Genomic DNA, 24,882 nt, shown 5'->3' on the forward strand with positions numbered 1-24,882 from the left:
CTCGACGATCATCGCTCGCCTGAGGCAAAAGGTCACTAGAGTGGTGATATACCAAGAAAATATAGAAAATACAGAAAATACAAGGATCAGAAAGGTCCCCTATGTCTACTCAATCGCTAAGTTTTTGGTTCGATGTCTCGTGCCCCTTCTGCTGGATCACCTCGCGATGGATCAAGGAAGTGGAAAAGGTTCGAGATATCGAGGTGACCTGGATTCCTATGTCGCTCTCGGTTCTCAATGAGGGCCGCGATCTCGACCCCGCATATATGCGCAAAATGGAGGCCAATTGGGGTCCTGCGCGCGTTTTTGCACAGGTTGCTGATACTCAACCTGAGAAAGTCGATGCCCTTTATACGGCACTCGGCACACTGATCCACCCAGGAGGTGAGGGTGCTAAGGAAGGTGACGGTGCCTACGATGAGCTCATTGTCAAAGCCTTGGAAGACGTTGGCTTAGATATATCTCTCGCCGATATTGCCCATTCCACCAAGGCTGATGAGAAATTGCGCGCCTACCATCAGTCGGCGATGGATGAGGTGGGCAATGATGTAGGGACCCCAGTAATCAAGTTGGGCGAGACTGCATTCTTTGGGCCAGTGTTGACGCGAATTCCACACGGGGAGGAAGCTGGCAGGGTTTTCGACGGTGCAATGGCGTTAGCGAATTACCCCCACTTTTTCGAACTGAAGCGCTCGCGGACAGAGTTCCCCGATTTTGATGAACGAAGAGGTTAGACTCATCGATATGCGTATTTATCTCGGAGCAGACCATGCTGGTTTCGCTATGAAAACACTCATCATTGACCATCTTAAGAATAATGGGCACGACGTCGTCGACTGTGGCGCCTTCGAATATGATGCCCTAGACGATTACCCTGCCTTTTGTCTCGCTGCGGCTAAGGCTGTGGTGGATGATCCAGGTTCCCTCGGCATTGTCCTTGGGGGGTCTGGAAATGGGGAGCAAATTGCTGCTAATAAGGTACCGGGTGCGCGCTGTGCTTTAGCGTGGAGTGTGGAGACGGCTAAGCTTGCCCGCGAGCATAATAATGCGCAACTCATTGGCATCGGCGGCCGGATGCATAGTGAACAAGAGGTTCTAGCCATCGTAGATGCTTTCCTAGCCCAATCATGGAGCGAGGAGCCCCGACATCAGCGCCGTATTGATATCCTGAGCGAATTTGAAGCAACCGGGCATTACCCAGAAGTGCCAGGAGCATAATAAAAAACCTCGAAGAGTAGTTCTTCGAGGTTTTTATTAAAAATCGAATCCGCCGCCGTCGAAAAATCCGCCGCCCATATCTCCGTCGAAAAATCCGCCACCGCCATCGTCGGGGAGAATATCGCCGTTACCTACAGTATCGCCACCAATATCGTGGCCGCCGTCGTAGGCGGCAGCGTCGGCGGCAGCGTCGGCGCCTGCCATTCCCCCAAACATGGATGAGAAGAGGACAGCCGAGCCCACGGCCCACATGCCCGTGTGTAGTGCACCCGCCCACCATGCGGTGGAGTACCAGCCGGCGGGAACCGGGCGCCCAGCCACCACACCACCTGGATAGTAATTGGGGGTGCGGTGCGTCGGGCGTGGGGAGGCGGTAATAGCCTGCCCCTCAAAGGTAATGGTACGCTCCTCGGTCACGCGACCGGCCTTTTGTTGCCCTTCGAGCAATGGGAGCGCGGGTCCAGCCGGTAGTTCCATGATCTCTCGAGCAGCTTGTATATAGTACAGACCCTCGAGGGCGGCCTCGCGAGCTAATGCTGCCTGTCTGGGAGTTTGGGCGGATTGAATTTGAGCGCTAGAGGCAGTGTGGCGCTCGGAGGCATCTGCAAGTGCTTGGGTGGAAGCCTTATCGGTACCAGATAGGGTCAGTATCTGGGAGCCCAGACGCTCATTCCAGTGCCGAGCTTCTGCGATGGCGTCGGAAAAGTCGGTAGCACTCAGTTTTGTGCTAGCGCTATTGCTGCGTAGGAGGACAACGATGAGAGCAATTATGAAGCCTAAGAGAATGGCGAATAACACAAATAATTCCTTGGATTGGTGTGAAAATCGTCTATTAATAAGAAGAACGTTTAACAGATAAAAAAGTTCCCCAAACGCGCCCAGTAGCACCGTTCGGGGATCGGATCAATTATAGGTTCGTCCTAAGAAACGCTATCCTTAGAGGGCTTCGCCGATTGTCGTTGATCGGTCCACTGCCTGATCTCCTCAGAGTCCCAGAGTGTGAGGCCGTGGTGCTTAGTCACTGGTTTGGGTGCGCGACCGCGACCGGCATAGCTTGTGAAGGTGCCCCTGGCGGTACCAGAAAACTGGGCGCACTCGATTGCGGTCCAGAGTTCGCGACCCGTATCAGCGTCAATGATGGTTGGCTTCATAGGAATAAATAATAATCCATCAAGGTCAAAAATAATAATACTTTACTAATTTATTATTTACTTCCCAGCTCAGCGAGATATATTCAGCATCGAGTGGTCTTTTTAGTGATTTTGCAGCGGTAGTAGCGGCAATGAGCAGTGCACGCCTGTGATGTAAAACGCCTTTATATGTGCCTACGTGTGCGCGTGGGCGTTAACTCGGCGGATACTGGGAAGGGTGGATGTGGCCGGTCGTGGGTCGCCCACCTTTACTCGGTCTTGTCGCGCGTGCTGCGTCCTCGAATTTTGCAAAATTTTCCGCTGTCGTTTAGGCTATTTCTGTGTTGCACAGAAGCGCAGCAAATATATAGCAGAATATGGGAATGTCGTATAGTGGCTATTACCCCAGTCTTCCAAACTGGTGACGCGGGTTCGATTCCCGTCATTCCCTCCATAACTTAAGCCGCCTACAAGTAGACCACCGTCTTAGTAGTCGGCTTTTTTCTTTGCGCAACCCTCTTGGGCTATGAGGAAATAGCCCGCGTCAACGCCTGCAGTGTCGTCGAGATTGTCAGGTCGAGAGGGACTATCCACAGGGTGGTTAGTGTATCAGCGGCCAAATATCACCGTCTGCGGCTTATCCCTATCTGTGTATTTAGGTGCGAGTCGTGGAGGCGGAAAGTACGGCGCGGCACGACATGCAATTCTCAAGTCTAAAATCTTCAAACCACTCCAGAAACTGTGGAGAAGTGGATCAAAACTAAAGTGCACGATGAACAGCGGTTTTGGTTTTTAATCTAATCCGTGGCACAATTCTTTACGTCGCTCAAAGCGGCTTGTCTGTTTAGGCAATCGGGACGTGGCGCAGCTTGGTAGCGCACCTGTTTTGGGTACAGGGGGTCGCAGGTTCAAATCCTGTCGTCCCGACCATAACCCCCGAGGAGCATATTTAACGAAATGCACCTCGGGGGTTTATAGTCAATATGCCCATATAATCTATATATAACAGGAGAGATCGCTCGTGAAGAGTTCCGTCGAAAAGCTGAACGATACCCGAGTCAAGCTGACTGTCGAGGTTCCGTTCGAGGAACTAAACAACGAGATCGACAAAGCTTATAAGGCTCTGGCCGCTCAGGTGAATATTCCCGGTTTCCGTAAAGGCAAGGCGCCACGCAAGCTTATCGACGCTCGCTTTGGACGCGGCCCAGTTTTGGAGCAGGTCATCAACGATATGCTGCCCGTACGCTACCAGCAAGCTGTAGCAGACAATGATCTGGCTGTTATCGGTCAACCCGACGTAGACGTTACCAAGATGGAAGACGGCGAACTCATCGAGTTCACTGCTGAGGTTGATATCCGCCCAGAGATCTCCCTCCCAGACTTCTCCGCTATGTCTGTTGAAGTACCAGCATTGAGCGATAACGCAGCCGAAGAGGCTGTGGAGGCGGAAATTGATCGTTTGCGCGAGCGCTTCGGCGAGCTTAGCGATACCCGACGCAAGCTCAAGACCAACGACTTCGCGATCATCAACCTGGTAGCTAGCGTTGACGGTAAGGAGATCGAGGAGTCCAAGGCTGATGACCTCACCTACCAGGTAGGCCAAGGCGATCTCATCGACGGCCTCGATACCGCTCTGCGCGGACTGAAGACCGGCGAAGAAGCCGAGTTCACCACAACACTCAATATCGCCGAGTATAAAGACCAAGAGGCCACCGTGAAGGTGACTGTCGTACAGACCAAGGAGCGCAAGCTGCCTGAACTCAATGACGAGTTCGTGCAAGAAGCCTCCGAATTTGACACGGTCGATGAGTTGCGCGAATCAACCGCTTCCCAGGTAGACGATCGCCTGAAGGCAGAGCAAGCCTCCGCCATCCGCGACGCTGTCTTAGAAGCAGCACTCAAGCAGTCAGAGTTCCCATTGCCTGAGTCCTTGGTTAAGGAGCAAGCCGAGAACGCTCTGCGCGGTACCTTCGGAGAAGCTGCTTCCAACGAGGCTGTTATCGATGAATACCTCAAGTCACAAGGTTCTTCCCTGGAGCAGTTCAAGGCAGAGGCTCATGAGAACGCCGAGAAGAATGTTCGCAACCAGCTCTTCCTAGACGTGTTGGCCGAGCAAGAAAATCCTGAAGTATCTCAGTCCGAGCTCACCGATCATATTCTGTTCACTGCGCAGGCCTATGGCATGGACCCGAACCAGTTCGTGCAGTCCTTACAGCAGGCTGGCCAGATCGGAGCGCTCTTTGCTGACGTCAAACGCGGTAAGGCCCTTGCGGCTGCTATCTGTCGTGTCACCGTCACCGACGACTCCGGCGCCAGCATTAACCCCGAAGACTACTTTGGTCTCGAGGACGAGCCCGAGGAAGAAGAAAACTAAAGCTCTCCCCATAGCCCGGAAGATTTCCCATTACCAGTAGCTGGGAAATCTTCTGGGCTTTTTCCTTAGCTATCCGCTTATAGCGAACAAGGAGGTGTATTACCCTTCTTGGGCGGTAAGGTGGAAGAAACTAGAGAAATTTCACGATACAAGGAGTTTAATCATGAGCGAGCAGTTAACGACGATGTCCGCCCAGCCGGGTTTAAATTTAGGCGATTCCGTATTCGAGCGTCTCTTACGCGAGCGGATTATTTTCCTCGGTACCGAGGTGAACGACGAGATTGCCAATAAGCTCTGTGCGCAAATTCTGCTGCTCTCCGCAGAAGATCCCACGCGCGATATTTCGCTCTATATCAACTCCCCTGGTGGCTCCGTCACTGCGGGTATGGCCATCTATGACACCATGAAATATTCGCCGTGTGATATCGCAACCTATGGCATGGGGCTTGCAGCTTCGATGGGTCAATTCCTGCTGTCCGGTGGAACCCCAGGCAAGCGCTATGCGCTGCCCCATGCGCGTATCATGATGCACCAGCCATCGGCAGGTGTTGGTGGTACCGCTGCTGATATCGCTATTCAAGCCGAACAGTTCGCCCAAACTAAGCGCGAAATGGCAGAACTGATTGCTGAGCACACGGGCCAGTCCTTTGAGCAAATCACCAAGGACTCGGATCGTGACCGTTGGTTTACTGCCACAGAGGCTAAAGAGTACGGCCTCGTGGACCACGTCATCACTCTGGCACAGGGCCCGATTGCTAACTAGAAGCACACCGTAAAAGGAAATTGGAGAAATGAATTCTATGAAACACGGCCTCGAGATGCCTTCCGCCCGTTACGTGCTTCCCAGCTTCGTGGAGCAGTCGGCCTATGGGACAAAAGAAACCAACCCCTATGCCAAACTGTTCGAGGAACGCATTATCTTCCTGGGCTCGCAGGTGGACGATACTTCAGCTAATGATATTATGGCGCAGCTCCTCGTCCTTGAAGGTATGGATCCGGACCGAGATATCACCATGTACATCAATTCGCCCGGCGGTTCTTTTACCTCGCTGATGGCCATTTATGACACCATGCAGTATATCCGACCCGATGTGCGGACCGTGTGCCTCGGCCAGGCAGCATCCGCAGCCGCGGTACTACTCGGTGCCGGCGCCCCAGGTAAGCGTGCAGCCCTACCAAATGCCCGTATCCTCATTCACCAGCCCGCTACCGAGGGCTCACGCGGCCAAGTTTCTGATTTGGAAATTCAGGCTGCCGAGATCGAGCGCATTCGAACCCAAATGGAGCAGACGCTAGCCCGTCACACCGGACGCACACCGGAACAGATTCGCATCGATACAGACCGAGATAAAATTCTCACCGCAGCAGAGGCCAAGGATTATGGTCTTATTGATGAAGTCTTCGACTATCGCAAGCTCAATCCGTAGACTCTTGCTAGAGCCAGCCCGCCACGTGGATATTCCCGTGGCGGGTTGTTTCGATGCTGCCTCATCCAGGTAGCATCGACTAAAGTAAGTAGAGCACCCTTCAACGATGTGAAAGCGAAATCTTTATCTCTTATGACAACGCACAAGCACAGTAGCTCTGACCTCCTCAAGTGCTCTTTCTGTGGAAAGAGCCAAAAGCAAGTGAGAAAACTCATTGCTGGCGGTGGCGTATTCATTTGTGATGAATGTGTGGAGCTGTGTAATGAAATCATGGAGGAGGAGCTAGGATCCGGCCATGAGAGCGAGGAAAAGGATTCCAGTCTACCTAAGCCCTCGCAAATCTCTGCCTTCCTCGACGAATTTGTGATTGGACAAACCGCTGCCAAGCGCACATTGAGTGTGGCAGTGTATAACCACTACAAGCGAATCAAAGCAGAGGAAACCCGCTCGCTGTCTTCGCGCAAGGCTGAAGAAGAGACGGAGCTCGAGAAGTCGAATATTCTCCTGCTTGGCCCCACCGGATCCGGTAAGACATATTTGGCGCAAACCCTGGCGCGCAAACTCGATGTGCCCTTTGCTATCGCCGATGCCACAAGCCTGACAGAGGCTGGCTACGTGGGCGAAGACGTTGAGAATATTTTGCTGAAATTACTGCAAGCGGCTGATTTCGATGTGGAGCGGGCTCAACGCGGAATCATCTACGTTGACGAGATTGATAAGATTTCACGCAAATCCGAAAACCCCTCAATCACCAGGGATGTGTCCGGTGAAGGCGTCCAGCAGGCATTGCTAAAAATTCTCGAAGGAACGGTGGCTGCCATTCCGCCCCAAGGTGGACGCAAGCACCCCAATCATGAACTTATTCACATGGATACGTCGAAGATTCTCTTTATCGTGGCAGGTGCTTTTGCCGGCCTCGACAAGGTCATTGAGGAACGAGTATCTAAGCGCAGCCTAGGCTTCGGCGCTGATATTAAGAGCCGGGAGGAACGGGAGAACTCTGATATTCTGCGCCAGGTTCAGCCAGAAGATCTGGTTAAATTCGGCCTCATCCCAGAATTTATTGGCCGCTTGCCCATCGTGGCTTGGGTCGATCACCTTGATAAGCAATCATTGGTAGATATCCTTACCAAGCCGCGCAATGCTTTAGTTAATCAGTACCGTCGTCTCTTCGAGATGGATGGTGTCAATCTTGAATTTGAGCCGGAAGCCTTAGAAGTTGTGGCTGAGCAGGCTCTAGAGCGTAAAACCGGAGCTCGTGGCCTGCGCGCCATCATGGAGGAGATCCTCGGGGAAACTATGTTTGAAATTCCCGACTCCTCAGATATCTCTCAAGTTGTGATCACAGCAGAGGCGGCCCGCAAAGAGGGCTCACCGAAGATCGTCAACGCCGATCCCTATCAGTTCATCGCCTAAAAGAGATCAGATCCGAAGTTGTAGTTTTCGCTCCCAGTGTCATAGTGAGGAAAATCCAATACCTCGCCGGTCTCCAAATTGGCACTGGAGCTTAAATAAGAGGTTTGCTCTGGGGTTTTGAGATGTGAGGTGAGGAAGGCCAACACGCTGTCAGCGGCCATGCGCGCCATTCCTTGAGTATTAGCTTCGTTGAGCAGATCCACGTTATACAGATTAATGGTGGTCTCATGGGTGATCACGCGGAAAACGGCGAGCGAAGAAATGAGCGTAAATACGTCCTGGGCTGAGATACCGGGGCGGAATGCTCCGGCGTCCTGACCGAGCATCAGGAGTTTGTCCAATTGGAGAGTGATCGCTGATTGGTCCATGAGTGGGGGGAGTTCATGGATATGGAGGTAGTGCATGATATTTTCCAGGCACAGAAGGCGAATTGCCTCCGGGTGCTGACAGAAGCGAGTAAATACTGCTTCTACCACCTTGCGAACGCCGTCGACTGGCACCTGAGAATCTAACTCGAGCTCCTCAACGGGAGGTCGGAGGTAGTGGATGCAGAGGGCGAGGCTGCGGTGGTAGAGCCCCTTTTTATCGCCGAAGTGATAGTGGATCATGCGCTTGGACATGCCAGATTCTTTAGCAATAGCTTCGAGTTTCGTATCGGTAAACCCCAGTTCGGAGAATTTCTTTAGAGCGATATCGAGAACGAGTTCAGGTGTAGCTTCGGAGACGGAAGAATCTGAGGCCGCCTGGGGCTCCGAGGGATGAGTGATGGCCTTGTCCTTGGACACTCCGGATCTCCTTGGGTTGAATGGGATATAGATGATAGTCAGAGAGAAGCGCAATAATCGTGGATTATCCCTGATAATGCGGTGACATAAGTCGATGCGATCGTCGAAGCGATCGCGAAAGAGATCACCGTAAAAACTAGGCTTCTGCCCTAAATGTAATTTAGCTGATGAGTCTTCTTTTGTACTTATGGGAACCGTTGCGTCCTATTATAGGACGTCTTTCGGGGGTGATTTTCAACTTTTCGGCCGGTAGTTAAGAAATTTTTGGGAAATAGTTCTTCGTTTCTCAGATAGCATGTTTTATTGACAATGGGGTGTGAGCAATCTCTTAGCGGCAATAGCTGGCATTCGGGGCTTCTTCTAGTTTTTCCCTCACCACACTATTAGGCTGAAAGTTGTCATGTGCGCGCCAACTATGCGCCGACGCCTTATTGCCTAAGACAGGTAGATCAACCAGTCTTTAACTATTTTCCCAAGGAGTATCCATGAGTCATCAGACTAAGAAGATCGCCGTTACTGGTGGAGCAGGCCAAATTTCCTATTCGCTTCTGTGGCGCATTGCCAACGGCGATGTCTACGGCCCCAACACCCCTATTGAGCTGAACCTTCTGGAGATCCCACAGGCAGTCGGTGCCGCTGAGGGCGTAGCTATGGAGCTCAACGACTCAGCCTTCCCACTACTGAAGAAAGTGACTGTCACTGATAAAGCCGACGTGGCCTTCGACGGCGTCAGCGCAGCCTTCCTGGTTGGTGCTAAGCCACGTGGTGCCGGAGAAGAGCGCGCTGATTTGCTCGCTGCCAACGGCAAGATATTTGGACCACAGGGCAAGGCCATTAACGACCATGCTGCCGATGATATTCGCGTTCTGGTCGTGGGTAACCCCGCCAATACCAATGCGCTCATCGCTATGCATTCCGCCCCTGATGTCCCCAATGACCGCTTCAATGCCATGATGCGCCTCGACCATAACCGCGCTATTTCTCAGCTTGCTGAGAAGCTCGACTGCGATAAGACCGAACTCGAAAAGGTCGTTGTGTGGGGTAACCACTCCGCTACTCAGTTCCCGGATATCACCTATGCCACCATGGGAGATAAGAAGCTCACCGATCTCATCGACCACGAGTGGTACGTTGACCAGTTCATCCCACGAGTAGCTAAGCGCGGCGCTGAGATCATCGAGGTTCGCGGCAAATCCTCAGCCGCCTCTGCTGCATCATCCGCCATCGACCATATGCACGATTGGATTAACGGCTCCAAGGGTTGGGCTACCGCCGCAATTCCATCCGATGGCTCCTATGGTGTGCCCGAGGGCATTATCTACGGTTTCCCCACAATCTCCCACAATGGACAGTGGGAGATTGTGCAGGATCTCGAGCTGTCCGAGTTCCAAAAAGAGCGCATTGCTGCCAATGCCAAGGAGCTGCAAGAAGAACGCGACGCTGTCGCTGACCTGCTCAAGTCCTAGCGAGTAGATGAGATGGTGCCCAGGGTTTTCCTCCTGGGCACCTTTTCTTTGTCCCCCATAGGGAATTATCTAAGATGGTGGGCATGGCTGAAAATAATCGTGCAGATAAGTTGCCCAAAAATTGGGACCCGCAAGCGGTCGAATCCGAGTTATATGAGAATTGGGTCAACAAGGGATATTTCACCCCTGATGCCCACTCTTCAAAGCCCGGCTACTCCATTATGATTCCGCCGCCCAATGTCACCGGCCAACTGCATATGGGCCATGCCCTCGACCACACCCTGATCGATGTGGTCGCTCGCCGCAAGCGCATGCAAGGCTATGAGGTCCTCTGGATGACAGGTATGGACCACGCTGGTATTGCCACCCAGTCCAAGGTGGAGGCCAAACTCTTCGAGGAGGAGGGGAAGAAGCGCTGGGATTATGAGCGCGATGAGTTTATCGCCAAGGTCTGGGAGTGGAAAGAGCAATTCGGCGGAACCATTGGCACCCAGATGCGCGCCTTGGGTGACTCAGTTGACTGGTCGCGCGAACGCTTCACCCTAGATGCGGGGCTATCGCGCGCTGTGCAGACTATTTTCAAAAGCCTTTTCGATCGTGGCTTGATTTACCAAGCTAATCGCCTCGTCAACTGGTCTCCAGTACTGGAAACAGCTATCTCCGATATCGAGGTCGTGTACAAGGACGTCGAGGGTGAATTAGTGTCCATCCGTTATGGCTCACTCAACGATGATGAACCCCACGTTATCGTGGCCACCACGCGGGTAGAAACAATGCTTGGCGACGTCGCCGTGGCCGTACACCCCGAAGACGAGCGATACCGAGAGTTGGTGGGCACCACTTTGCCTCACCCATTTCTCAACGATCGCCAATTGATCGTTATCGCCGATGACTACGTCGATCCTGAATTTGGCACCGGCGCTGTCAAGATCACCCCCGCTCACGATCCCAACGACTACGCCATGGGTCAGCGGCATGATCTGGAGATGCCCAATATTTTCGACTCCACGGGGCATATTGCTCATACTGGCACTGAGTTTGATGGCTTGGATCGTTTTGAGGCGCGGGTAAAAATCCGTGAGGCACTTGCCGCACAAGGGCGCATTGTCAAGGAGCAACGCCCCTATATTCACTCGGTAGGTCACTCCGAACGCTCCGGAGAACCCATCGAGCCGAGGCTGTCACTGCAGTGGTACGTCAAGGTTGATGAACTTGCTCTCATGGCGGGCGATGCAATTCGAGAGGGCGATACCGTTATTCACCCGAAGTCAGCGGAGCCGCGCTATTTCGAGTGGGTCGATGATATGCACGACTGGTGCATTTCCCGCCAATTGTGGTGGGGCCACCGTATTCCCATCTGGTACGGCCCGAATGATGAGATTGTCTGTGTTGGTCCCGATGAGCAACCCCCAGCAGGCTACACACAGGACCCCGATGTTTTGGATACCTGGTTCAGTTCGGCACTGTGGCCGTTTTCCACCCTAGGTTGGCCGGAAAATACCCCAGAATTGCAGAAATTCTATCCCACCTCGGTGCTCATGACCGGTTACGATATTCTTTTCTTCTGGGTCGCCAGAATGATGATGTTCGCGACCTTCGCATCGTCGATAAGTGAAGAGACCCTCAATGGTGGGGCAGCGGGGCGCCCGCAGATACCATTTACCGATATCTTCTTACACGGACTGGTGCGCGACGAGCACGGCCGCAAGATGAGTAAATCGCTCGGTAATGGCATCGACCCCATGGACTGGGTGCGCGATTACGGCGCCGATGCACTGCGCTTTACCCTAGCTCGTGGTGCCAACCCTGGCGTAGATTTGCCTGTTGGAGCCGATTCCGCTCAAAGCTCGCGAAACTTCGCCACCAAACTCTTCAACGCCACCAAATTTGCACTCCTCAACGGTGCTCGCATTGGTGACCTTCCCGCCCGCGAGGAGCTGACAGACGCCGATCGATGGATCCTAGACCGCCTCGAAGACGTGCGCGACCACGTTGATTCCTATCTTGACCGCTATCAATTCGCCAAAGCTCACGAGCTGCTGTACCAGTTCACGTGGGGAGAGTTCTGCGACTGGTATCTCGAGATCGCCAAGGTGCAGATTCCGCGCGATTTCTCCCAGGCAAGTCCTAGCGAGCAGCAGCGTGGCAAGAATACCCAGGTAGTTTTAGGTCGCGTGCTCGATGCCGTGCTGCGATTGCTCCACCCAGCTATGCCGTTCGTGACTGAAACCTTGTGGAAGGCTCTTAGCGATGAGGAATCACTGGTTATCAGTGCCTGGCCCACCACAGAGCTCACCAATGGGGGAGCACCGCGGGATGATATCGCAGCTCGTCGGATCGCAGATATAGAAAAACTCGTCACCGAAATTCGCCGCTTCCGTTCTGATCAAGGCGTTAAACCGAGCCAAAAGGTGCCCGCTGCTGTCGATTTCGCCGCCGCTGACCTGATTGATCAAGAAACCGTGGTGCGTACCCTCGCTAAACTCGATCACCCGAATGAGGATTTCCAGGCCTCCGCCACCCTCGAGGTGCGCTTAGAGGCGGGAACAATAACGGTCTCCCTCGATACCTCTGGAACCGTGGACAAGGAAGCAGAGTGCAAGCGCTTAGAGAAGGATCTCGCCTCAGCTACCAAGGAATTGGAAGGAACCACGAAGAAACTCTCCAACGAGGCCTTCCTCGCTAAGGCTCCAGATGCTGTGGTGGAGAAGATTCGCACTCGCCAGCACCTCGCTGCGGAAGAAGTAGCTAGGATCAGCCGCAAACTGGAAGAGCTACGCTCATGAGTTCACCTTCCGACCAGCCAGATACCAGCCAAGAAGCGGACTATGCGCACCTTGCAGAAGCAGATTTAGGGGGTGAGGATTTCCAGGTCAGTGCCGCGCTTGCCGGTGAGGAAGGCGAGCCTGTGACCTTAGGTGATCTCACCCTTAAGGAGTCGGGCCTCGAGTTGCCATTGACGATCGCAGCGAAACCCGAGCCGCCAGCCCTCGAGATCACTCATGAGGATATGCGCGCGCTTAAAGAGGTCGAAGCCGAGCTTGACCAGCGTTTCAATGAAACAATAATCGATCCGACCTTAGATCGGATCGAATTCCTCATGGATCTCCTCGGACACCCAGAGCGCAGTTTTCCAGCTATCCACATCGCTGGCACTAACGGAAAAACCTCCACAGTTCGAATGGTGGAATCACTACTTCGGGCTTTCCACCGGCGCACTGGGCGCACCACGAGTCCGCATTTGCAGTTGGTTACTGAACGCATTGCTATCGATGGACGCCCGATCCACCCCCGCGATTATGTGCGTATTTTCGAAGAAATCCGCCCCTACGTGGAGATGGCTGATGCCCACAGCGAGGCAGCTGGAGGGCCAAAGCTCTCCAAATTTGAGGTCCTCACAGCCATGGCCTATGCAGCCTTTGCTGATGCTCCGGTGGATGTGGGGGTAGTAGAAGTCGGTTTGGGGGGTCGGTGGGATGCCACCAATGTGATCAATGCTGAGGTGGCCGTGATCATGCCCATAGGCATCGATCACACAGAATACTTAGGGGACACCATCGCCAATATCGCCCAGGAGAAAGCGGGGATTATTAAAACTCGATGGGATCTCGACGATCTACTCGCCCCTAAAGAAAACGTTGCTATTATCGCTGAACAAGAGCCCGAAGCGATGCGGGCGATCTTGGAGTATGCCGTAGATATCGACGCATCAGTCGCTCGGGCAGGGCAGGAATTTTCGGTCATAGAATCCCGCGTTGCTGTCGGAGGTCAGCAACTCACCCTACGCGGACTGGCGGGAGACTATGAGGACATTTTTCTACCACTCTCAGGTGAGCACCAAGCTCGCAATGCAGCTGTAGCCCTCGCCGCGGTGGAGGCCTTCTTTGGGGCCGGCCCTGGCCGCAGCCTCGATCTCAACACGGTAAAGGAAGGCTTCGCCACAGTTCAAAGTCCGGGTCGGCTGGAGCGGGTTCGATCGGCCCCCACAGTATTTATCGACGCCGCCCATAATCCCCACGGGGCGCGTGCACTCGCAACCGCTCTCGAGCGAGACTTTGACTTCCAGCGTCTTATCGGAGTGCTAGCGATCTTAGGCGACAAGGACGCCCGAGGAATTCTTGCAGCTCTAGAGCCCCACCTCGATGAGATCGTCGTCACCCAAAACTCCAGCCCAAGGGCCCTTGATATGAGGGATCTTTACGACCTCGCGGTGGGAATTTTCGGCGAAGAGCGAGTCCATACGGCTCGCGGTCTCGATGGTGCCATTGAATTAGCCGTAGGATTAGCTGAAGACGCCGATATCCAATCTGGTTCAGGGGTTCTTATTACTGGATCAGTTGTAACCGCCGGTGAGGCACGTACCCTGTTTGCAAAGGAGCCTATCTAATATGGCAGAAAACCCCGCCCCCGTTGGCCCCTTAGGAATGGGGCACAAGCCCGTCAACGATCCCCTCAAAGGCCTTCGCGGCGTGATGGCGGGGGCCATGGGGATGGAATCTATTACGTTCTACCTCGTCCTCACCGTCATTCTACGGGTGGATAACGGGGCCTACTGGACCACCTTTAACTGGGTATCGGTTGTGGTTGTCGCCACGGCGATGCTGGTCATGAGCTTCTTGCAGGGGAAGACATGGGCAATTCCAGTCAATATTGGGCTTCAGGTGCTGGGCATTCTCGGATTCTTTATCCACCCATCAATGGGCATTATTGGTATCTTCTTCGCTCTCGTGTGGTGGTATATTCTGCACCTGCGCAAGAATCTACTTGAACGTATGAAGCGCGGACTCTTGACCACCCAGCACCTTTAGCATTCCCTAGAATAGTGTTTCCTAGAAGCGGAGAAGCTGGGGGTTCCGCTGAATAAAAGCGATGATGCCACCTATCAACCCCAGCCCCGACAGAACGCTCAAAATGATGCCGATAATGCTCGAGGTTGAGGAAGTCTGGGCTCCAGGCTTCTCACCACGTCCATCGTCTTCATTCTTGTCCTCCGGCTCCGACTCCGGGCGCCTATCCAGAGTGAAGGCATCAACGAGCGAAGCGTCTGCACTGTTATAGGTGCTCAAAGTCAGCGTCTGAGAATCCACCTCAAGATGGGAGAAATCCGGGGTGGAATCTTGATTGCTGATCGCAACAAATTCCTCGCTTCCTTTCGGCTGCGCAAAATTCGCACCAGTAGGGGAATTTAGCGTCACATAGATGACCTCATTAGCCTCACCAGGTTCAGCGTTTTTGGCAACTCGCAGTGTCTGTCCGGGCCGTGGGGCAAAGCCAGGAGCTGGAGGAACCACCTCAGCACCCTTTAAAAGATGTGTGCGGGTATAGATATCCGCACCGCCAGAAAGCACGAGATCCACGTTGAGCTCCTCGAAGAGAGGACCAAGCTCGGCGCGAACCCGAGTATCAGAGGTTGCGGCCGAATATGGGGGACGCTGGAGCCCAATAATGATCCACTCATGCCCAAACCCGTGGGCTGTGACGGTTTGGCGCAGCCACCCCTTCAGCGTTGCCCAGTCATTGCCAGTCAGAGGTTGATTGCTTAGGTTGAGGCCGATATAGAGGGCGGGGCCGGCGGAGAAATAATAATTTCGAGTGGAGCGCCCCACGCCATTAAAGCTTTCATGAGGGAGCGAAAAATAATAATCAAAATCGGTATTAGGGCTAGACGTGTCGTCGGCAAGCGGCGCAGTTTGCAGACGTGGCATTACCGAGTTGTCGAGAAAGGCTGGGTATTGGGTGCGCGCATAATTCGGATTATTAACTTGGTTACCCAGTGTGAGCAAGGTCGTGGCATTCTCAGCAAAGCCCTCCGCGCGGGCTAATGCCTGCTGCCATTTAGTTCGATCAACGTCGATATCCCGGGCTCCGATTTTAACGTCGCCGAAAACGAGAGCATTAAATTGATCGGCTGAGCCCGTCGTGAAGTAGCGCACCTCGGTCCACTTCGTAGCGCCAAAACCAATGCGATAGGCGTAGCGGGTATCAGGCTGCAGTCCCTCAAAAGTGAAATAGGACTGCGCGCCCAAGAGCTTTTTCTGCGCGTCGCCGTACGCTGCACTGGGGCGAAAATACCCGTTATATAAGTTTGAGGCTTTATCCCACTGAACCTGGATGCGGCCGGTTTCGCCATGTTGGAAACTCAGGCGTGCTGAGGAAGCATTAGTGCCAGGTAGTAAAACCAAGGACGATACCTCGGGGGCTGGTGCCGCCTGGACGGGGGTGAGCAGGGAAGAGCTGAGCGCAAAGCTCGTGAGCGTTGCGGTGAAAAGACGCGTGCGCATAATTCCTTCATATTCGCTATGGGTGGCTGGACGAGGTGAAATAAGGATATCTTAATTGCGCTGGAAAAGACCAGGAAATACCCCATCCTACGATTCTCGAACTCACCATTAAAAAAGGCTAAAATCAGAACGCATGAACGAACGTACACTCATTCTCATTAAGCCCGACGGCGTCGCCCATGGCCATATCGGTGAGATCATCAGTCGCATCGAGCGCAAAGGGCTAAAGATTATAGCTTTGGATTTGCGCTTGGCCAGCGAGGACACCGCCAAGCAGCACTATGCAGAGCATGCGGATAAGCCCTTCTTTACCGAGCTTGTCGATTTCATTACCTCCGGCCCCCTGGTTGCTGGTGTCATTGAGGGGCCGCGAGCAGTGAGCGCCTGGCGACAATTAGCCGGTGGCACCGATCCTGTGGCCAAGGCAACGCCCGGTACAATCCGCGGTGACTTTGCCCTCGAGGTGAATTCCAATGTCGTTCACGGCTCCGACTCGGTTGAATCGGCAGCCAGAGAGATCAAGATTTGGTTCCCCCACCTCTAGAAAGATAAAGCCCAGGATTACCCTGGGCTTTATCTCTTCTTGAATATCGAAGTTAGCTGAGAATAACCTCTGCGAGCATAGTACCTGTAGGTTGTTCCGAACCCGTCATGGGTTCCTCCGTGAGGATCACTTTGACCGTGTGACCATCAAGGGGCATCCACACAGACTGGTGGTCTTCCGGACCAATGACTCCGGCGCTGATCATTTCACCGGCCTGGGTTTGGCTCCACACCTGAATACCCATACCGGGTTGTGTCGCCGCCGCCCCCTGCACCATGGCGCCGGCTTTTTCCATCTGCTTCGAGGCCACAATATCGAGCTGAGCACCGGCCGCATTGACGGTAACCTTCGCCATATCTTCAGATTTCATGATTTCATGCATCTCTGCATGTGGATCTCGGTAGTCCACGGGGGCGGTGGATGGGTTTGTCGACTGGGTTATAGTCGGCACGATCAGCGAGCCGCCGATCACCAGCACGCTCACGGCTGCTAACGAACCCGCGATCATGCCAGAACGATAACGTAGTCCGCCAGGCTTTAGCGTCCGAGGAAGGGGGAGAGGGGCAGCAGGTCTGGTCTCTCGGATCACCGATATATCGGTATCGGCTGGTTCTGAGGCATCCTCACGTGCCAGTTCCGCAAAAATAGCAGCTTTTAGCGAATCGCTCGGCATATGCGGAGGAACCGCTTCAAGAAGAGTTTCGTCTAGAAATTCCTCGTCTGAAGATCGGAGATCTTTATCGCACATAGTGTCCTCCTTCCGGGGTTGAAAGCAGTGCTTGACGGAGTTTCTTAAGGCCATCGCGCACTCGGGTCTTAGCAGTCCCCAAGGGGATATTGGTATGGGCGGCTAGTTCGGGATTGGAAAGGCCACCGAAATAAGATAGGAGCAGAGCGCTACGGTGGGGCTCGCCCACCCGATCGATTGCCCTCCTCAAACGTACAGCTTCGACGCTTGCCAAAGCGGCATCCTCGACACTGTCGAAACGAGTAACGGCATTAAGAGTGGCATCTTTGTGATCTCGTGACATCTCAGCAGTCATGGAACGCAAACGATCAATCGCGCGGGACCGAGCCATTCTGAGTACCCACGTGCGGGCTGCCGCTTTTGCTGGTTCGAAGCTACCGGCTTTCCGCCATATTTCGATAAAGACCTCTTGAGCGACTTCTTCAGCTAACTGCGGGTTGCGCAATATATGCATACAGACACCCATGACATTCGGCGAAAGTTCGTCATAAAGATCACTGAAGGCACGTTTATCGCCTGCAGCAACGCGCTTAAGCACATCGTCATGGGTGGGGTGCATAGTTTCTGATTGTAAACTCAGATCTGCTAACTCGCCTATCGACGCGCGCACAGACCTGAGATCCTCGCTGGCTGGAGGGGTATAGATCTATTTTTCTTTATCGATTTTGTCGGACTCCATCTTATCCATTTTGTCCATCTTGTCGGACTCCATCTTATCCATTTTGTCCATTTTGTTGGAGTCCATTTTGTCCATCTTCTCCATGGTATCTGACTCTGTAGTGACGGCGGGTGTGCTGGTTGCATCATCACCACAGGCGACGAGCCCAGTGGAAGTGATGGCCATGGCGATGGTGGTTGCTGCAAATTTACGTGAAATCATGAAAACTCCTTAGAGAGCTAACGAGGTGGGAATAGTGGTACGAAGTTTTCTCTCAGCCTGTACGTGCAGAGCAAGGACTTTCTAAGAGAACAAGCACAGCACGGAAAGTGCTTGCCTTTTAGGTAACTTCATATCTATAGGTACGGAGAGCTCGGCACAACGGATTGCGCTTGTGTTAAAAAAAGTTCTTCGCTTTCGCACTTAGGCTCCCATAGGAATGATTGAACAGCGGTGGAGCATATATTTTCTCGTCTTCTATTCGTCCTATAAGTGCACGTCAATAAGGTTCTTCCGAAGGGGGCCTGGAAGGGGTCTTGCAACGAGAAGCAATCTCTTTCCTTTTGTTCTCCGAATATATGGGTAACGGCCTTTCACAACGATTCTCGTTATTTGGGTGAAAGCTACGTTGAACCATCATCTTCACCATATAAAAGGACACCCTATGATTTTCTCCATGGTCTTTATTGGCCTCCTCGGCGGTATTCTCACCAGCCTGTCGCCATGTATTTTGCCCGTGTTGCCTTTGATCCTTGCTGTCAGTGGCGGCAATAGATGGCGTCCTTACCTCGTTCTCAGTGGGTTGGCCACGAGTTTCGCAGCGCTCACCTTAGTGGGGTCCGTAGCACTCAACGCCTTAAGTTTGCCAGGGTCCACGGTGCGTTGGGTTGGTATCAGCCTGCTCGTTCTTGTTGGTATCGGTATGCTCATCCCTCGTCTTGGCGAGTTGATTCAGGCTCCTTTTGATAAAATCCCGAAGCCGTATTTCCTGCAAAATAAGGTGCGCAACCGCGGCGGCTTCGCTGTTGGTCTTGTTCTTGGAGCTGTGTATGTGCCATGTGCAGGCCCCGTACTGGCAGCGATAACAGTAGCCGCTGCCACAGGGGAGCTCGATGCTCGCATCTTCGTTCTCACTATTTCCTTCGCAATCGGTGCGGCACTCCCTCTTCTAGCTTTCGCGATCGGTGGCAATAAAGTAGGGGAGCGCGTGGATTGGTTCCAGCGTCACCAGGCGGGGATCCGTCGCGGCTCTGGCTTATTAATCATCCTGCTCGCTGTTGCACTGATCTTCAACGCCCCCGCCGCTATTCAACGCGCCCTCCCGGATTGGACCTCTTCAGCACAGCACGCTCTCGGGGAGCAGGTTGATAAGGTTCGAGAATCAGGCAATACACCGCGCCAGAAGGGTGACCTTGAGTACTGCCGTCGACAAGAAGACGCGACCCACGCTCACGACTGCGGCAAGTTACCCGCCTTCGAGGGGCTAGAGAACTGGTTCAACACTCCCGGTCCGATCGACCCGCACACATCCGGCAAAGTCACCTTCGTCGACTTCTGGGCCTATGCATGTATCAACTGCCAACGCGCAAACGAGCACATAACGAAACTCTATGACACCTATAAGGACTATGGCCTCGACGTGATTGGCATTCACGCCCCCGAATACTCCTTCGAGGAAGATATCAACAATGTTAAGGCCGCGGCTCGCGATACTGGCATCAACTACCCCGTCGTACAAGATAATGATTTCCGTACGTGGAAGAATTTTAATAACAGGTACTGGCCAGCCCACTACCTCACCGACCACACGGGTACTGTGGTGCAGATCCACGAAGGCGAAGGCAAGTATGCCGAGACTGAAACCCTGATTCGCCAGCTCCTTGTGGATCGTGACCCCACCATCACACTGCCAGAACCAGTAGAGAATAACGTGGTGGAGGCTCTACGCGAGCCGAGAAGCCCAGAAACCTATCTCGGTGCCCGCCGGTCGAAGTACCAAGCTAACCCGAGTGCTGGAACTGGGCTCATCGACTATGGGTCTGCTCAGACGCCGCAGCTTGGCTTTTATTCCCTCGCAGGGACATGGGACATAGGGCCAACGAGTATCAAGCCCGCATCACCCGAGGCAGCAATCAAGTTGAACTTCCAGGCCAAGTGGGTCCAGCTGGTGCTCTCTGGCACCGGAACAGTAACGGTCGAGCGCGAAGACGGCACAGTTAAAACCTTCACTATCACAAGCGATGGCAGCCTCGATATAGTCCGGGATCCTAATAACCACACGGAGCTCATCACTATTACCCCCACCGCAGGTCTGGAGCTCTACTCGTTCACTTTCGGTTAGATAAAAAATTTTAGGGGCGTGGCGTGGATACGATCACATCACGCCCTCTTGTGGTCTCTAGACACGTGCGCATGAGGTGTAGTTTCTCTCAGGAAGAGTGTTAGCTGCACAAAATTTTTGGTTCTATGGAACAATAGGCACTGGCGCATCACCACTGCCACTTTCTAATTAAGGAAAGGGACGAGCCTGATGGAAATAATCATCAGGGATTCCGAGGAGATCGCTTTTATAACTGAATATGACCACAACGACCGTGTAGTAGCCGAGGTGACAGAATTGCTCGGATGAGCACAGCGTTGGAAAAAACTTATAAAAATATAGGCTTCGAAGTGTGCAAGCTGCTCTGCGATGGCTGCAGATTCTGAGATAACTAGCAGGATTTGCGCCCGGGGAATTTAAGGCGGCACATTCATTCCTAGCACTCAAGAATACGGTGCCGGGCTATGGGCGCGAGAATCATCGCGCTAGTTGGATGAGTTTTTGCTCCCGCGCGCACCAGTTGCTCAATCCCCGCTAAGGCTACTCCCACACAATTAATTTCGGGAGAACGTCAATCGTGATTGACCTAAAACATATTAACGAATCTGCACTGCCAGAAAAGATTCGAGTCTACGCACTTGCCCAAGAACTAGGATTAAAATCCGGCGAGCTCATCAAGGAGCTCAAGGCCGTGGGCGTGAACAAGGCTGCTCAGTCTAACCTGTCACGTGCTGAGTACACGCAGCTTTTCGCTGCCCTGCGCTCGGGCGGAAACCAGGGCGAAAGCTCAAAGGACAAGACCGACGATTATACCGACGAGGAAAAACTGCGCTACCGCGTTGAGAAGAATGTAGAAAATGAGATCCACCAGATCGAAGAGAAGGTGGATAAGGAACTGCAAGAATCGCTACCGGCCACCGAGGAAGATGATCTCAGCACCATACTCGCCGATATCGACTCCGAGGTTAATTCCGGGGTTGATCTAGAACCGATTATCACCCCGCCACCAGCGCGTGTGGAGTTCCAGGTTCCGCAGTTCCTAGCACCCGCTGTCGAAGTAGACGCTGAGGTAGAAGATGTAAGTACCGCTGACACCGAGGACGACGAGGATGCAACCTTATCGAAGAAGCGTCGCCGTGGTAAGCGAGGTACCGGCCGTGGGCGCAAAAATGCCAGCCCAGAATCAGTAGAGGTCGATGACGATGATGTGGAATTACCGGATGAACCGACAGCCCTGAGAGGATCTACACGTCTCGAGGCGCAGCGCCGCCGACGCGTGGAAATGCGCGAAGAATCCCGCAAGAAGCGACATATTGTGTCCGAGGCTGAATTTCTAGCGCGCCGGGAATCCGTCAAGCGAACCATGGTGGTGCGTGAACGTGAACGCTTCGATGCCGTGGGTATGGTAACTCAGGTAGGCGTACTAGAAGACGAGCTGCTCGTGGAGCATTTTGTGACCTCTGATGCGCAGGCCTCCATGATCGGGAATATTTATCTAGGACGTGTTCAAAATGTCCTACCATCAATGGAAGCGGCATTTATAGATATCGGACGAGGCCGCAACGGAGTGCTCTATGCAGGCGAAGTAGACTGGCGCTCGGCTGGACTTGGGGGGCGTCAACGCAAAATCGAGCAAGCCCTCAAATCCGGCGACCAGGTGCTCGTGCAAGTGGTCAAAGACCCTGTGGGCCACAAGGGTGCGAGGTTAAGCACTCAAATTTCGCTCGCCGGACGCTATTTGGTCTATGTTCCAGGCGGACGCTCAGCAGGAATTTCGCGTAAACTTCCAGCACCGGAGCGCAAACGTTTGAAGCATATCCTGCGCAAGGTGGTCCCTGGTGACGGAGGTGTCATTATTCGCACGGCCGCCGAGGGAGTATCCGAAGAGGCAATCTCAGCCGATGTGAAACGTCTGCACCAACTCTGGGAGCAGATTGAGCACACCACACAGGCTGAAAAAGACTCGAAGGGAGCCAAACCGGTAACGCTCTATGAAGAGCCAAATATGCTGGTCAAGGTAGTCCGAGATCTCTTCAACGAGGATTTTTCCACGCTGGTGGTCGACGGTGCGAAGGCATGGAATACCGTTCACGCTTATATTAAATCCGTAGCCCCTGATCTACTGGATCGGCTAGAAAAATTTGATCGCAATGCTCATGACGGTAACGATGCTTTCGAAGCTTTCCGTATTAATGAACAGATTCACAAGGCCCTCTCTCGCAAGGTGTGGCTGCCTTCTGGCGGCACTCTCGTCATTGACCGCACCGAGGCGATGACTGTCATCGACGTGAATACCGGTAAGTTCACCGGTCAGGGGGGCAATCTTGAAGAAACCGTAACGAAGAATAATCTGGAAGCCGCTGAAGAGATTGTGCGCCAGATGCGGCTGCGTGACCTCGGCGGCATGATTGTGGTTGATTTCATCGATATGGTGCTTCCTGAAAACCAGGATTTAGTCCTCCGACGCCTTACTGAGGCACTCGGGCGTGATAGGACGCGCCACCAAGTCTCCGAGGTAACCTCGCTTGGCTTGGTGCAGATGACGCGTAAGCGGCTTGGCACCGGTTTGTTGGAAACCTTTGCTACAGACTGTGAGCACTGCGAAGGTCGTGGTGTCATTGTCCACGATGACCCAATTGAACACCGCGAATCGGTTCACGAATCCCGCGGCTCTCGCAGCCCTAAACAGCAGGATCCGAAGCAACACCCCGCAGTGGTCGCAATGGACCACCACGAGGAGACGGAAGATCACGCGCCAACTATCGAGGAGCTAGCTGCCGCGGTAGTGGCTGTGCCCATGGAGGACGAAAAGCCTGCAAAGACCAGGCGTCGTCGGGGCGTTAAAAAGCATGCTGAGCCGGAGATCGAAGAATTCGAGGCCATTATCGAAAGCGCCATCGATATAGCTGATGCCGAAGATCCCGATCAGCCGACGGGCGCAGACTACCTGCCGCACACTTACGAGGAAGCGATCGCTGATTTTGAGAAATCGCCGCGCCGGAAGCGCAAGGTGCGTGGGAACTCTACCAGCGACACTCCGCCGCAGCGTAGTGACTTCGCCAGTGAGCTCGCAGCCCAGGCCGAAGAACGAGACCCCAAGGAAGTAGTCCAAGAAAAATCCACACCTCAGCCTTCGCGCGGTCGGCGCCGGGTGAAGAAAACCCACCTAAATCCGAGCGCAGAGAACTCATCGGTAGCCGCAAAGACGACGCAATCTGCGGAGACCGCTGAGTCGCATGACGCCACCCAGGCACCAGACTCACATCATGATGATGCAGTGGTGAGGCGGCGGAAAACGAAGCGAAGAGTTGTCAAAACCCAGCGGCCTCAAGAGTCCCTGCGCGAGGAGTCCAGTTCCACCCGCGAGGAGACCAACTCCAGCCAAGACAAGTCTCAGGCAATGGTGGCGGATGAAAGTGAGGTGCCAACTCACACCAAGCGTCGCGGGAAACGTCGCGTGGTGCGAAAGAAAGCAGAGATGAGTACTCCTCCAAGCCCAGGTGTGAAGGAAGAAGAAACGGTGACAAAGAGCGCCCATACCCGCGGCCGCCGACGCGCTGTGCGTCGTGGGAAGCGCTAGAGTGCTATTTGTCTTTTACTGCCTCTAAAGGGTAGTCTTTGACAGTCGCTGTTTTGAGAATACAATACGACTTGCAAGACCCTCACCTTTGCGGTGTAAGTCCTGTTAAGTAGTGAAAAATCGAAACAGATAAATAAAACGTTAAGTTCACTAGGGGATCTTATCCTCTAGTCCGAGAGAGATAAGGGGTAGCCCTCGTATGTACGCGATCGTCAAGACCGGCGGCAAGCAGTACAAGGTTGCTGAAGGTGACCTCGTCAAGGTCGAGAAGATCGAGGGTGAGCCAGGTTCGTCCGTGGCTCTTACCCCGATTCTGCTCGTCGATGGCGCATCTGTTGTGTCTAAGCCCGAGGAGCTCGCTAAGGTGAGCGTTAATGCTGAGATTGTGGACCTGGTTAAGGGTCCAAAGATCAAGATCCTCAAGTACAAGAACAAGACTGGTTATAAGAAACGTCAGGGTCACCGTCAAAAGTTGACCGTGTTGAAAGTAACCGGCATTAAATAAGGCTCACCGGCCTTTCTAGATTCCTAAAGGAGGGAAACCACATGGCACATAAGAAGGGTGCATCTAGCTCCAGTAACGGTCGCGATTCAGAGGCAAAACGCCTTGGTGTTAAGCGATTCGGTGGCCAGCGGGTCAACGCCGGCGAGATCCTCGTTCGCCAGCGCGGAACCAAATTCCACCCCGGCGAGAATGTCGGACGTGGTGGAGACGATACCTTGTTTGCTTTGGCAGCAGGCTCCGTCGAATTCTCTATCAAGCGTAACCGCCGCACTGTGAATATTGTTCCTGCGGCTGAGACTGTCAGCGCGTAGTATATTTTCTTCATAAAAGCCAAGATCGCCGTTAACCGCGGAGATCTTGGCTTTTATCCTTGCTAGACTATGGGGCGCGCATAGTTATGGATAGTTAAAGGAAGATACCGCCTAGGCCC

The 24,882-nt window shown here is 53.5% G+C and carries 22 protein-coding genes and 2 tRNA genes; 17 read left to right on the forward strand and 7 right to left on the reverse strand.

Features of this window, described 5'->3' with window-relative positions:
* The first annotated feature begins 101 nt into the window (after nt 1–101).
* Both NXT01_RS08860 and NXT01_RS08865 read left to right on the forward strand, forming a co-directional pair.
* Nucleotides 102–734 (forward strand): DsbA family protein, encoded by a 633-nt coding sequence (locus NXT01_RS08860; RefSeq protein ID WP_259080215.1) that lies wholly within the window; start codon nt 102–104, stop codon nt 732–734.
* A gap of 10 nt (nt 735–744) precedes the next feature.
* Nucleotides 745–1,218 (forward strand): ribose-5-phosphate isomerase, encoded by a 474-nt coding sequence (locus NXT01_RS08865; RefSeq protein ID WP_259080216.1) that lies wholly within the window; start codon nt 745–747, stop codon nt 1,216–1,218.
* Between the two features lie 36 nt (nt 1,219–1,254).
* Here NXT01_RS08865 and NXT01_RS08870 read toward each other — a convergent pair whose 3' ends face one another.
* Nucleotides 1,255–1,977 (reverse strand): DUF1542 domain-containing protein, encoded by a 723-nt coding sequence (locus NXT01_RS08870; RefSeq protein ID WP_396124774.1) that lies wholly within the window; start codon nt 1,975–1,977, stop codon nt 1,255–1,257.
* 161 nt (nt 1,978–2,138) lie between these two features.
* Nucleotides 2,139–2,369, reverse strand: coding sequence for an AlpA family transcriptional regulator (locus NXT01_RS08875; protein WP_259080218.1), 231 nt, complete (start codon nt 2,367–2,369; stop codon nt 2,139–2,141).
* 358 nt (nt 2,370–2,727) lie between these two features.
* Here NXT01_RS08875 and NXT01_RS08880 point away from each other — a divergent pair.
* The 6 genes from NXT01_RS08880 to clpX all read left to right on the forward strand — a co-directional run bounded on the left by NXT01_RS08880 (nt 2,728) and on the right by clpX (nt 7,565).
* Nucleotides 2,728–2,802 (forward strand) — tRNA-Gly (locus tag NXT01_RS08880).
* Nucleotides 2,803–3,201: 399 nt separating this feature from the next.
* Nucleotides 3,202–3,278 (forward strand) — tRNA-Pro (locus tag NXT01_RS08885).
* A gap of 91 nt (nt 3,279–3,369) precedes the next feature.
* Entirely contained in the window at nt 3,370–4,722 is a 1,353-nt protein-coding gene (gene tig, locus NXT01_RS08890) for a trigger factor (RefSeq protein WP_259080221.1), read from the forward strand.
* A gap of 163 nt (nt 4,723–4,885) precedes the next feature.
* A complete protein-coding gene (locus NXT01_RS08895; RefSeq protein ID WP_259080223.1) occupies nt 4,886–5,485 on the forward strand; it encodes an ATP-dependent Clp protease proteolytic subunit in 600 nt (199 codons plus the stop codon).
* A gap of 37 nt (nt 5,486–5,522) precedes the next feature.
* Nucleotides 5,523–6,149 carry an ATP-dependent Clp protease proteolytic subunit gene (locus NXT01_RS08900; protein ID WP_259080261.1) on the forward strand — a complete coding sequence of 209 codons (627 nt, stop codon included), beginning with the start codon at nt 5,523–5,525 and terminating at the stop codon, nt 6,147–6,149.
* Between the two features lie 132 nt (nt 6,150–6,281).
* Nucleotides 6,282–7,565, forward strand: a complete 1,284-nt coding sequence (gene clpX / locus NXT01_RS08905) for an ATP-dependent Clp protease ATP-binding subunit ClpX (RefSeq protein WP_259080225.1) — start codon at nt 6,282–6,284, stop codon at nt 7,563–7,565.
* On the opposite strand, the gene NXT01_RS08910 is transcribed toward clpX, so the two are convergent.
* Entirely contained in the window at nt 7,562–8,332 is a 771-nt protein-coding gene (locus NXT01_RS08910) for a TetR family transcriptional regulator (RefSeq protein ID WP_259080262.1), read from the reverse strand. The two genes, clpX and NXT01_RS08910, sit on opposite strands and share 4 nt — an antisense overlap.
* A gap of 503 nt (nt 8,333–8,835) precedes the next feature.
* Here NXT01_RS08910 and NXT01_RS08915 point away from each other — a divergent pair.
* The 4 genes from NXT01_RS08915 to NXT01_RS08930 all read left to right on the forward strand — a co-directional run bounded on the left by NXT01_RS08915 (nt 8,836) and on the right by NXT01_RS08930 (nt 14,624).
* Nucleotides 8,836–9,816: a malate dehydrogenase gene (locus NXT01_RS08915; RefSeq protein WP_259080228.1), complete on the forward strand. Its 981-nt coding sequence runs from the start codon at nt 8,836–8,838 to the stop codon at nt 9,814–9,816.
* Between the two features lie 83 nt (nt 9,817–9,899).
* Nucleotides 9,900–12,602: a valine--tRNA ligase gene (locus NXT01_RS08920; RefSeq protein WP_259080230.1), complete on the forward strand. Its 2,703-nt coding sequence runs from the start codon at nt 9,900–9,902 to the stop codon at nt 12,600–12,602.
* A complete protein-coding gene (locus NXT01_RS08925; protein WP_259080231.1) occupies nt 12,599–14,203 on the forward strand; it encodes a folylpolyglutamate synthase/dihydrofolate synthase family protein in 1,605 nt (534 codons plus the stop codon). The genes NXT01_RS08920 and NXT01_RS08925 overlap by 4 nt, the downstream gene beginning before the upstream one ends.
* Before the next feature lies 1 nt (nt 14,204).
* Nucleotides 14,205–14,624, forward strand: a complete 420-nt coding sequence (locus NXT01_RS08930; protein ID WP_259080233.1) for a DUF4233 domain-containing protein — start codon at nt 14,205–14,207, stop codon at nt 14,622–14,624.
* Nucleotides 14,625–14,645: 21 nt separating this feature from the next.
* Here NXT01_RS08930 and NXT01_RS08935 read toward each other — a convergent pair whose 3' ends face one another.
* Nucleotides 14,646–16,097: a metallophosphoesterase family protein gene (locus NXT01_RS08935; RefSeq protein ID WP_259080235.1), complete on the reverse strand. Its 1,452-nt coding sequence runs from the start codon at nt 16,095–16,097 to the stop codon at nt 14,646–14,648.
* Nucleotides 16,098–16,230: 133 nt separating this feature from the next.
* Here NXT01_RS08935 and ndk point away from each other — a divergent pair, with 133 nt between their 5' ends.
* A complete protein-coding gene (gene ndk / locus NXT01_RS08940; RefSeq protein ID WP_259080237.1) occupies nt 16,231–16,641 on the forward strand; it encodes a nucleoside-diphosphate kinase in 411 nt (136 codons plus the stop codon).
* Between the two features lie 52 nt (nt 16,642–16,693).
* On the opposite strand, the gene NXT01_RS08945 is transcribed toward ndk, so the two are convergent.
* The 3 genes from NXT01_RS08945 to NXT01_RS08955 all read right to left on the reverse strand — a co-directional run bounded on the left by NXT01_RS08945 (nt 16,694) and on the right by NXT01_RS08955 (nt 18,269).
* Nucleotides 16,694–17,389, reverse strand: a complete 696-nt coding sequence (locus NXT01_RS08945) for an anti-sigma factor (RefSeq protein WP_259080239.1) — start codon at nt 17,387–17,389, stop codon at nt 16,694–16,696.
* On the reverse strand, nt 17,379–17,948 hold the full coding sequence (locus tag NXT01_RS08950) for a sigma-70 family RNA polymerase sigma factor (RefSeq protein WP_259080243.1): 570 nt from the start codon (nt 17,946–17,948) through the stop codon (nt 17,379–17,381). Before NXT01_RS08950 ends, NXT01_RS08945 begins: the two co-directional genes overlap by 11 nt.
* Before the next feature lie 87 nt (nt 17,949–18,035).
* Nucleotides 18,036–18,269, reverse strand: a complete 234-nt coding sequence (locus NXT01_RS08955) for a hypothetical protein (RefSeq protein ID WP_259080244.1) — start codon at nt 18,267–18,269, stop codon at nt 18,036–18,038.
* A 445-nt stretch (nt 18,270–18,714) separates the two neighbouring features.
* Between NXT01_RS08955 and NXT01_RS08960 the strand changes: the two genes are divergently transcribed.
* From NXT01_RS08960 to rpmA, 4 genes are all read left to right on the forward strand, one after another.
* Complete coding sequence (locus NXT01_RS08960) at nt 18,715–20,388, forward strand: cytochrome c biogenesis protein CcdA (RefSeq protein ID WP_259080263.1); 1,674 nt, start codon at nt 18,715–18,717, stop codon at nt 20,386–20,388.
* Between the two features lie 556 nt (nt 20,389–20,944).
* Nucleotides 20,945–23,947 (forward strand): translation initiation factor IF-2 N-terminal domain-containing protein, encoded by a 3,003-nt coding sequence (locus tag NXT01_RS08965; RefSeq protein ID WP_259080245.1) that lies wholly within the window; start codon nt 20,945–20,947, stop codon nt 23,945–23,947.
* 199 nt (nt 23,948–24,146) lie between these two features.
* Nucleotides 24,147–24,452 (forward strand): 50S ribosomal protein L21, encoded by a 306-nt coding sequence (gene rplU / locus NXT01_RS08970; protein ID WP_259080247.1) that lies wholly within the window; start codon nt 24,147–24,149, stop codon nt 24,450–24,452.
* A 41-nt stretch (nt 24,453–24,493) separates the two neighbouring features.
* Nucleotides 24,494–24,763 carry a 50S ribosomal protein L27 gene (gene rpmA, locus NXT01_RS08975; RefSeq protein WP_259080249.1) on the forward strand — a complete coding sequence of 90 codons (270 nt, stop codon included), beginning with the start codon at nt 24,494–24,496 and terminating at the stop codon, nt 24,761–24,763.
* Nucleotides 24,764–24,882 lie beyond the last annotated feature (119 nt).

Origin of the sequence: Corynebacterium sp. ES2775-CONJ, from assembly GCF_024814515.1 — a bacterium.
In the GTDB taxonomy this organism is placed as follows: Bacteria; Actinomycetota; Actinomycetes; order Mycobacteriales; family Mycobacteriaceae; genus Corynebacterium.

Excerpts from the sequence above, each read along its gene's own strand:
- rplU (WP_259080247.1), top strand. The coding sequence starts at position 24,147 with ATGTACGCGATCGTCAAGACCGGCGGCAAGCAGTACAAGGTTGCTGAA.
- NXT01_RS08950 (WP_259080243.1), bottom strand. The coding sequence starts at position 17,948 with ATGCACCCCACCCATGACGATGTGCTTAAGCGCGTTGCTGCAGGCGAT.
- NXT01_RS08945 (WP_259080239.1), bottom strand. The coding sequence starts at position 17,389 with ATGTGCGATAAAGATCTCCGATCTTCAGACGAGGAATTTCTAGACGAA.
- NXT01_RS08895 (WP_259080223.1), top strand. The coding sequence starts at position 4,886 with ATGAGCGAGCAGTTAACGACGATGTCCGCCCAGCCGGGTTTAAATTTA.
- NXT01_RS08920 (WP_259080230.1), top strand. The coding sequence starts at position 9,900 with ATGGCTGAAAATAATCGTGCAGATAAGTTGCCCAAAAATTGGGACCCG.
- clpX (WP_259080225.1), top strand. The coding sequence starts at position 6,282 with ATGACAACGCACAAGCACAGTAGCTCTGACCTCCTCAAGTGCTCTTTC.
- NXT01_RS08900 (WP_259080261.1), top strand. The coding sequence starts at position 5,523 with ATGAAACACGGCCTCGAGATGCCTTCCGCCCGTTACGTGCTTCCCAGC.
- NXT01_RS08925 (WP_259080231.1), top strand. The coding sequence starts at position 12,599 with ATGAGTTCACCTTCCGACCAGCCAGATACCAGCCAAGAAGCGGACTAT.
- NXT01_RS08930 (WP_259080233.1), top strand. The coding sequence starts at position 14,205 with ATGGCAGAAAACCCCGCCCCCGTTGGCCCCTTAGGAATGGGGCACAAG.
- NXT01_RS08875 (WP_259080218.1), bottom strand. The coding sequence starts at position 2,369 with ATGAAGCCAACCATCATTGACGCTGATACGGGTCGCGAACTCTGGACC.
- NXT01_RS08955 (WP_259080244.1), bottom strand. The coding sequence starts at position 18,269 with ATGATTTCACGTAAATTTGCAGCAACCACCATCGCCATGGCCATCACT.
- NXT01_RS08860 (WP_259080215.1), top strand. The coding sequence starts at position 102 with ATGTCTACTCAATCGCTAAGTTTTTGGTTCGATGTCTCGTGCCCCTTC.
- NXT01_RS08865 (WP_259080216.1), top strand. The coding sequence starts at position 745 with ATGCGTATTTATCTCGGAGCAGACCATGCTGGTTTCGCTATGAAAACA.
- NXT01_RS08915 (WP_259080228.1), top strand. The coding sequence starts at position 8,836 with ATGAGTCATCAGACTAAGAAGATCGCCGTTACTGGTGGAGCAGGCCAA.
- ndk (WP_259080237.1), top strand. The coding sequence starts at position 16,231 with ATGAACGAACGTACACTCATTCTCATTAAGCCCGACGGCGTCGCCCAT.
- NXT01_RS08935 (WP_259080235.1), bottom strand. The coding sequence starts at position 16,097 with ATGCGCACGCGTCTTTTCACCGCAACGCTCACGAGCTTTGCGCTCAGC.
- rpmA (WP_259080249.1), top strand. The coding sequence starts at position 24,494 with ATGGCACATAAGAAGGGTGCATCTAGCTCCAGTAACGGTCGCGATTCA.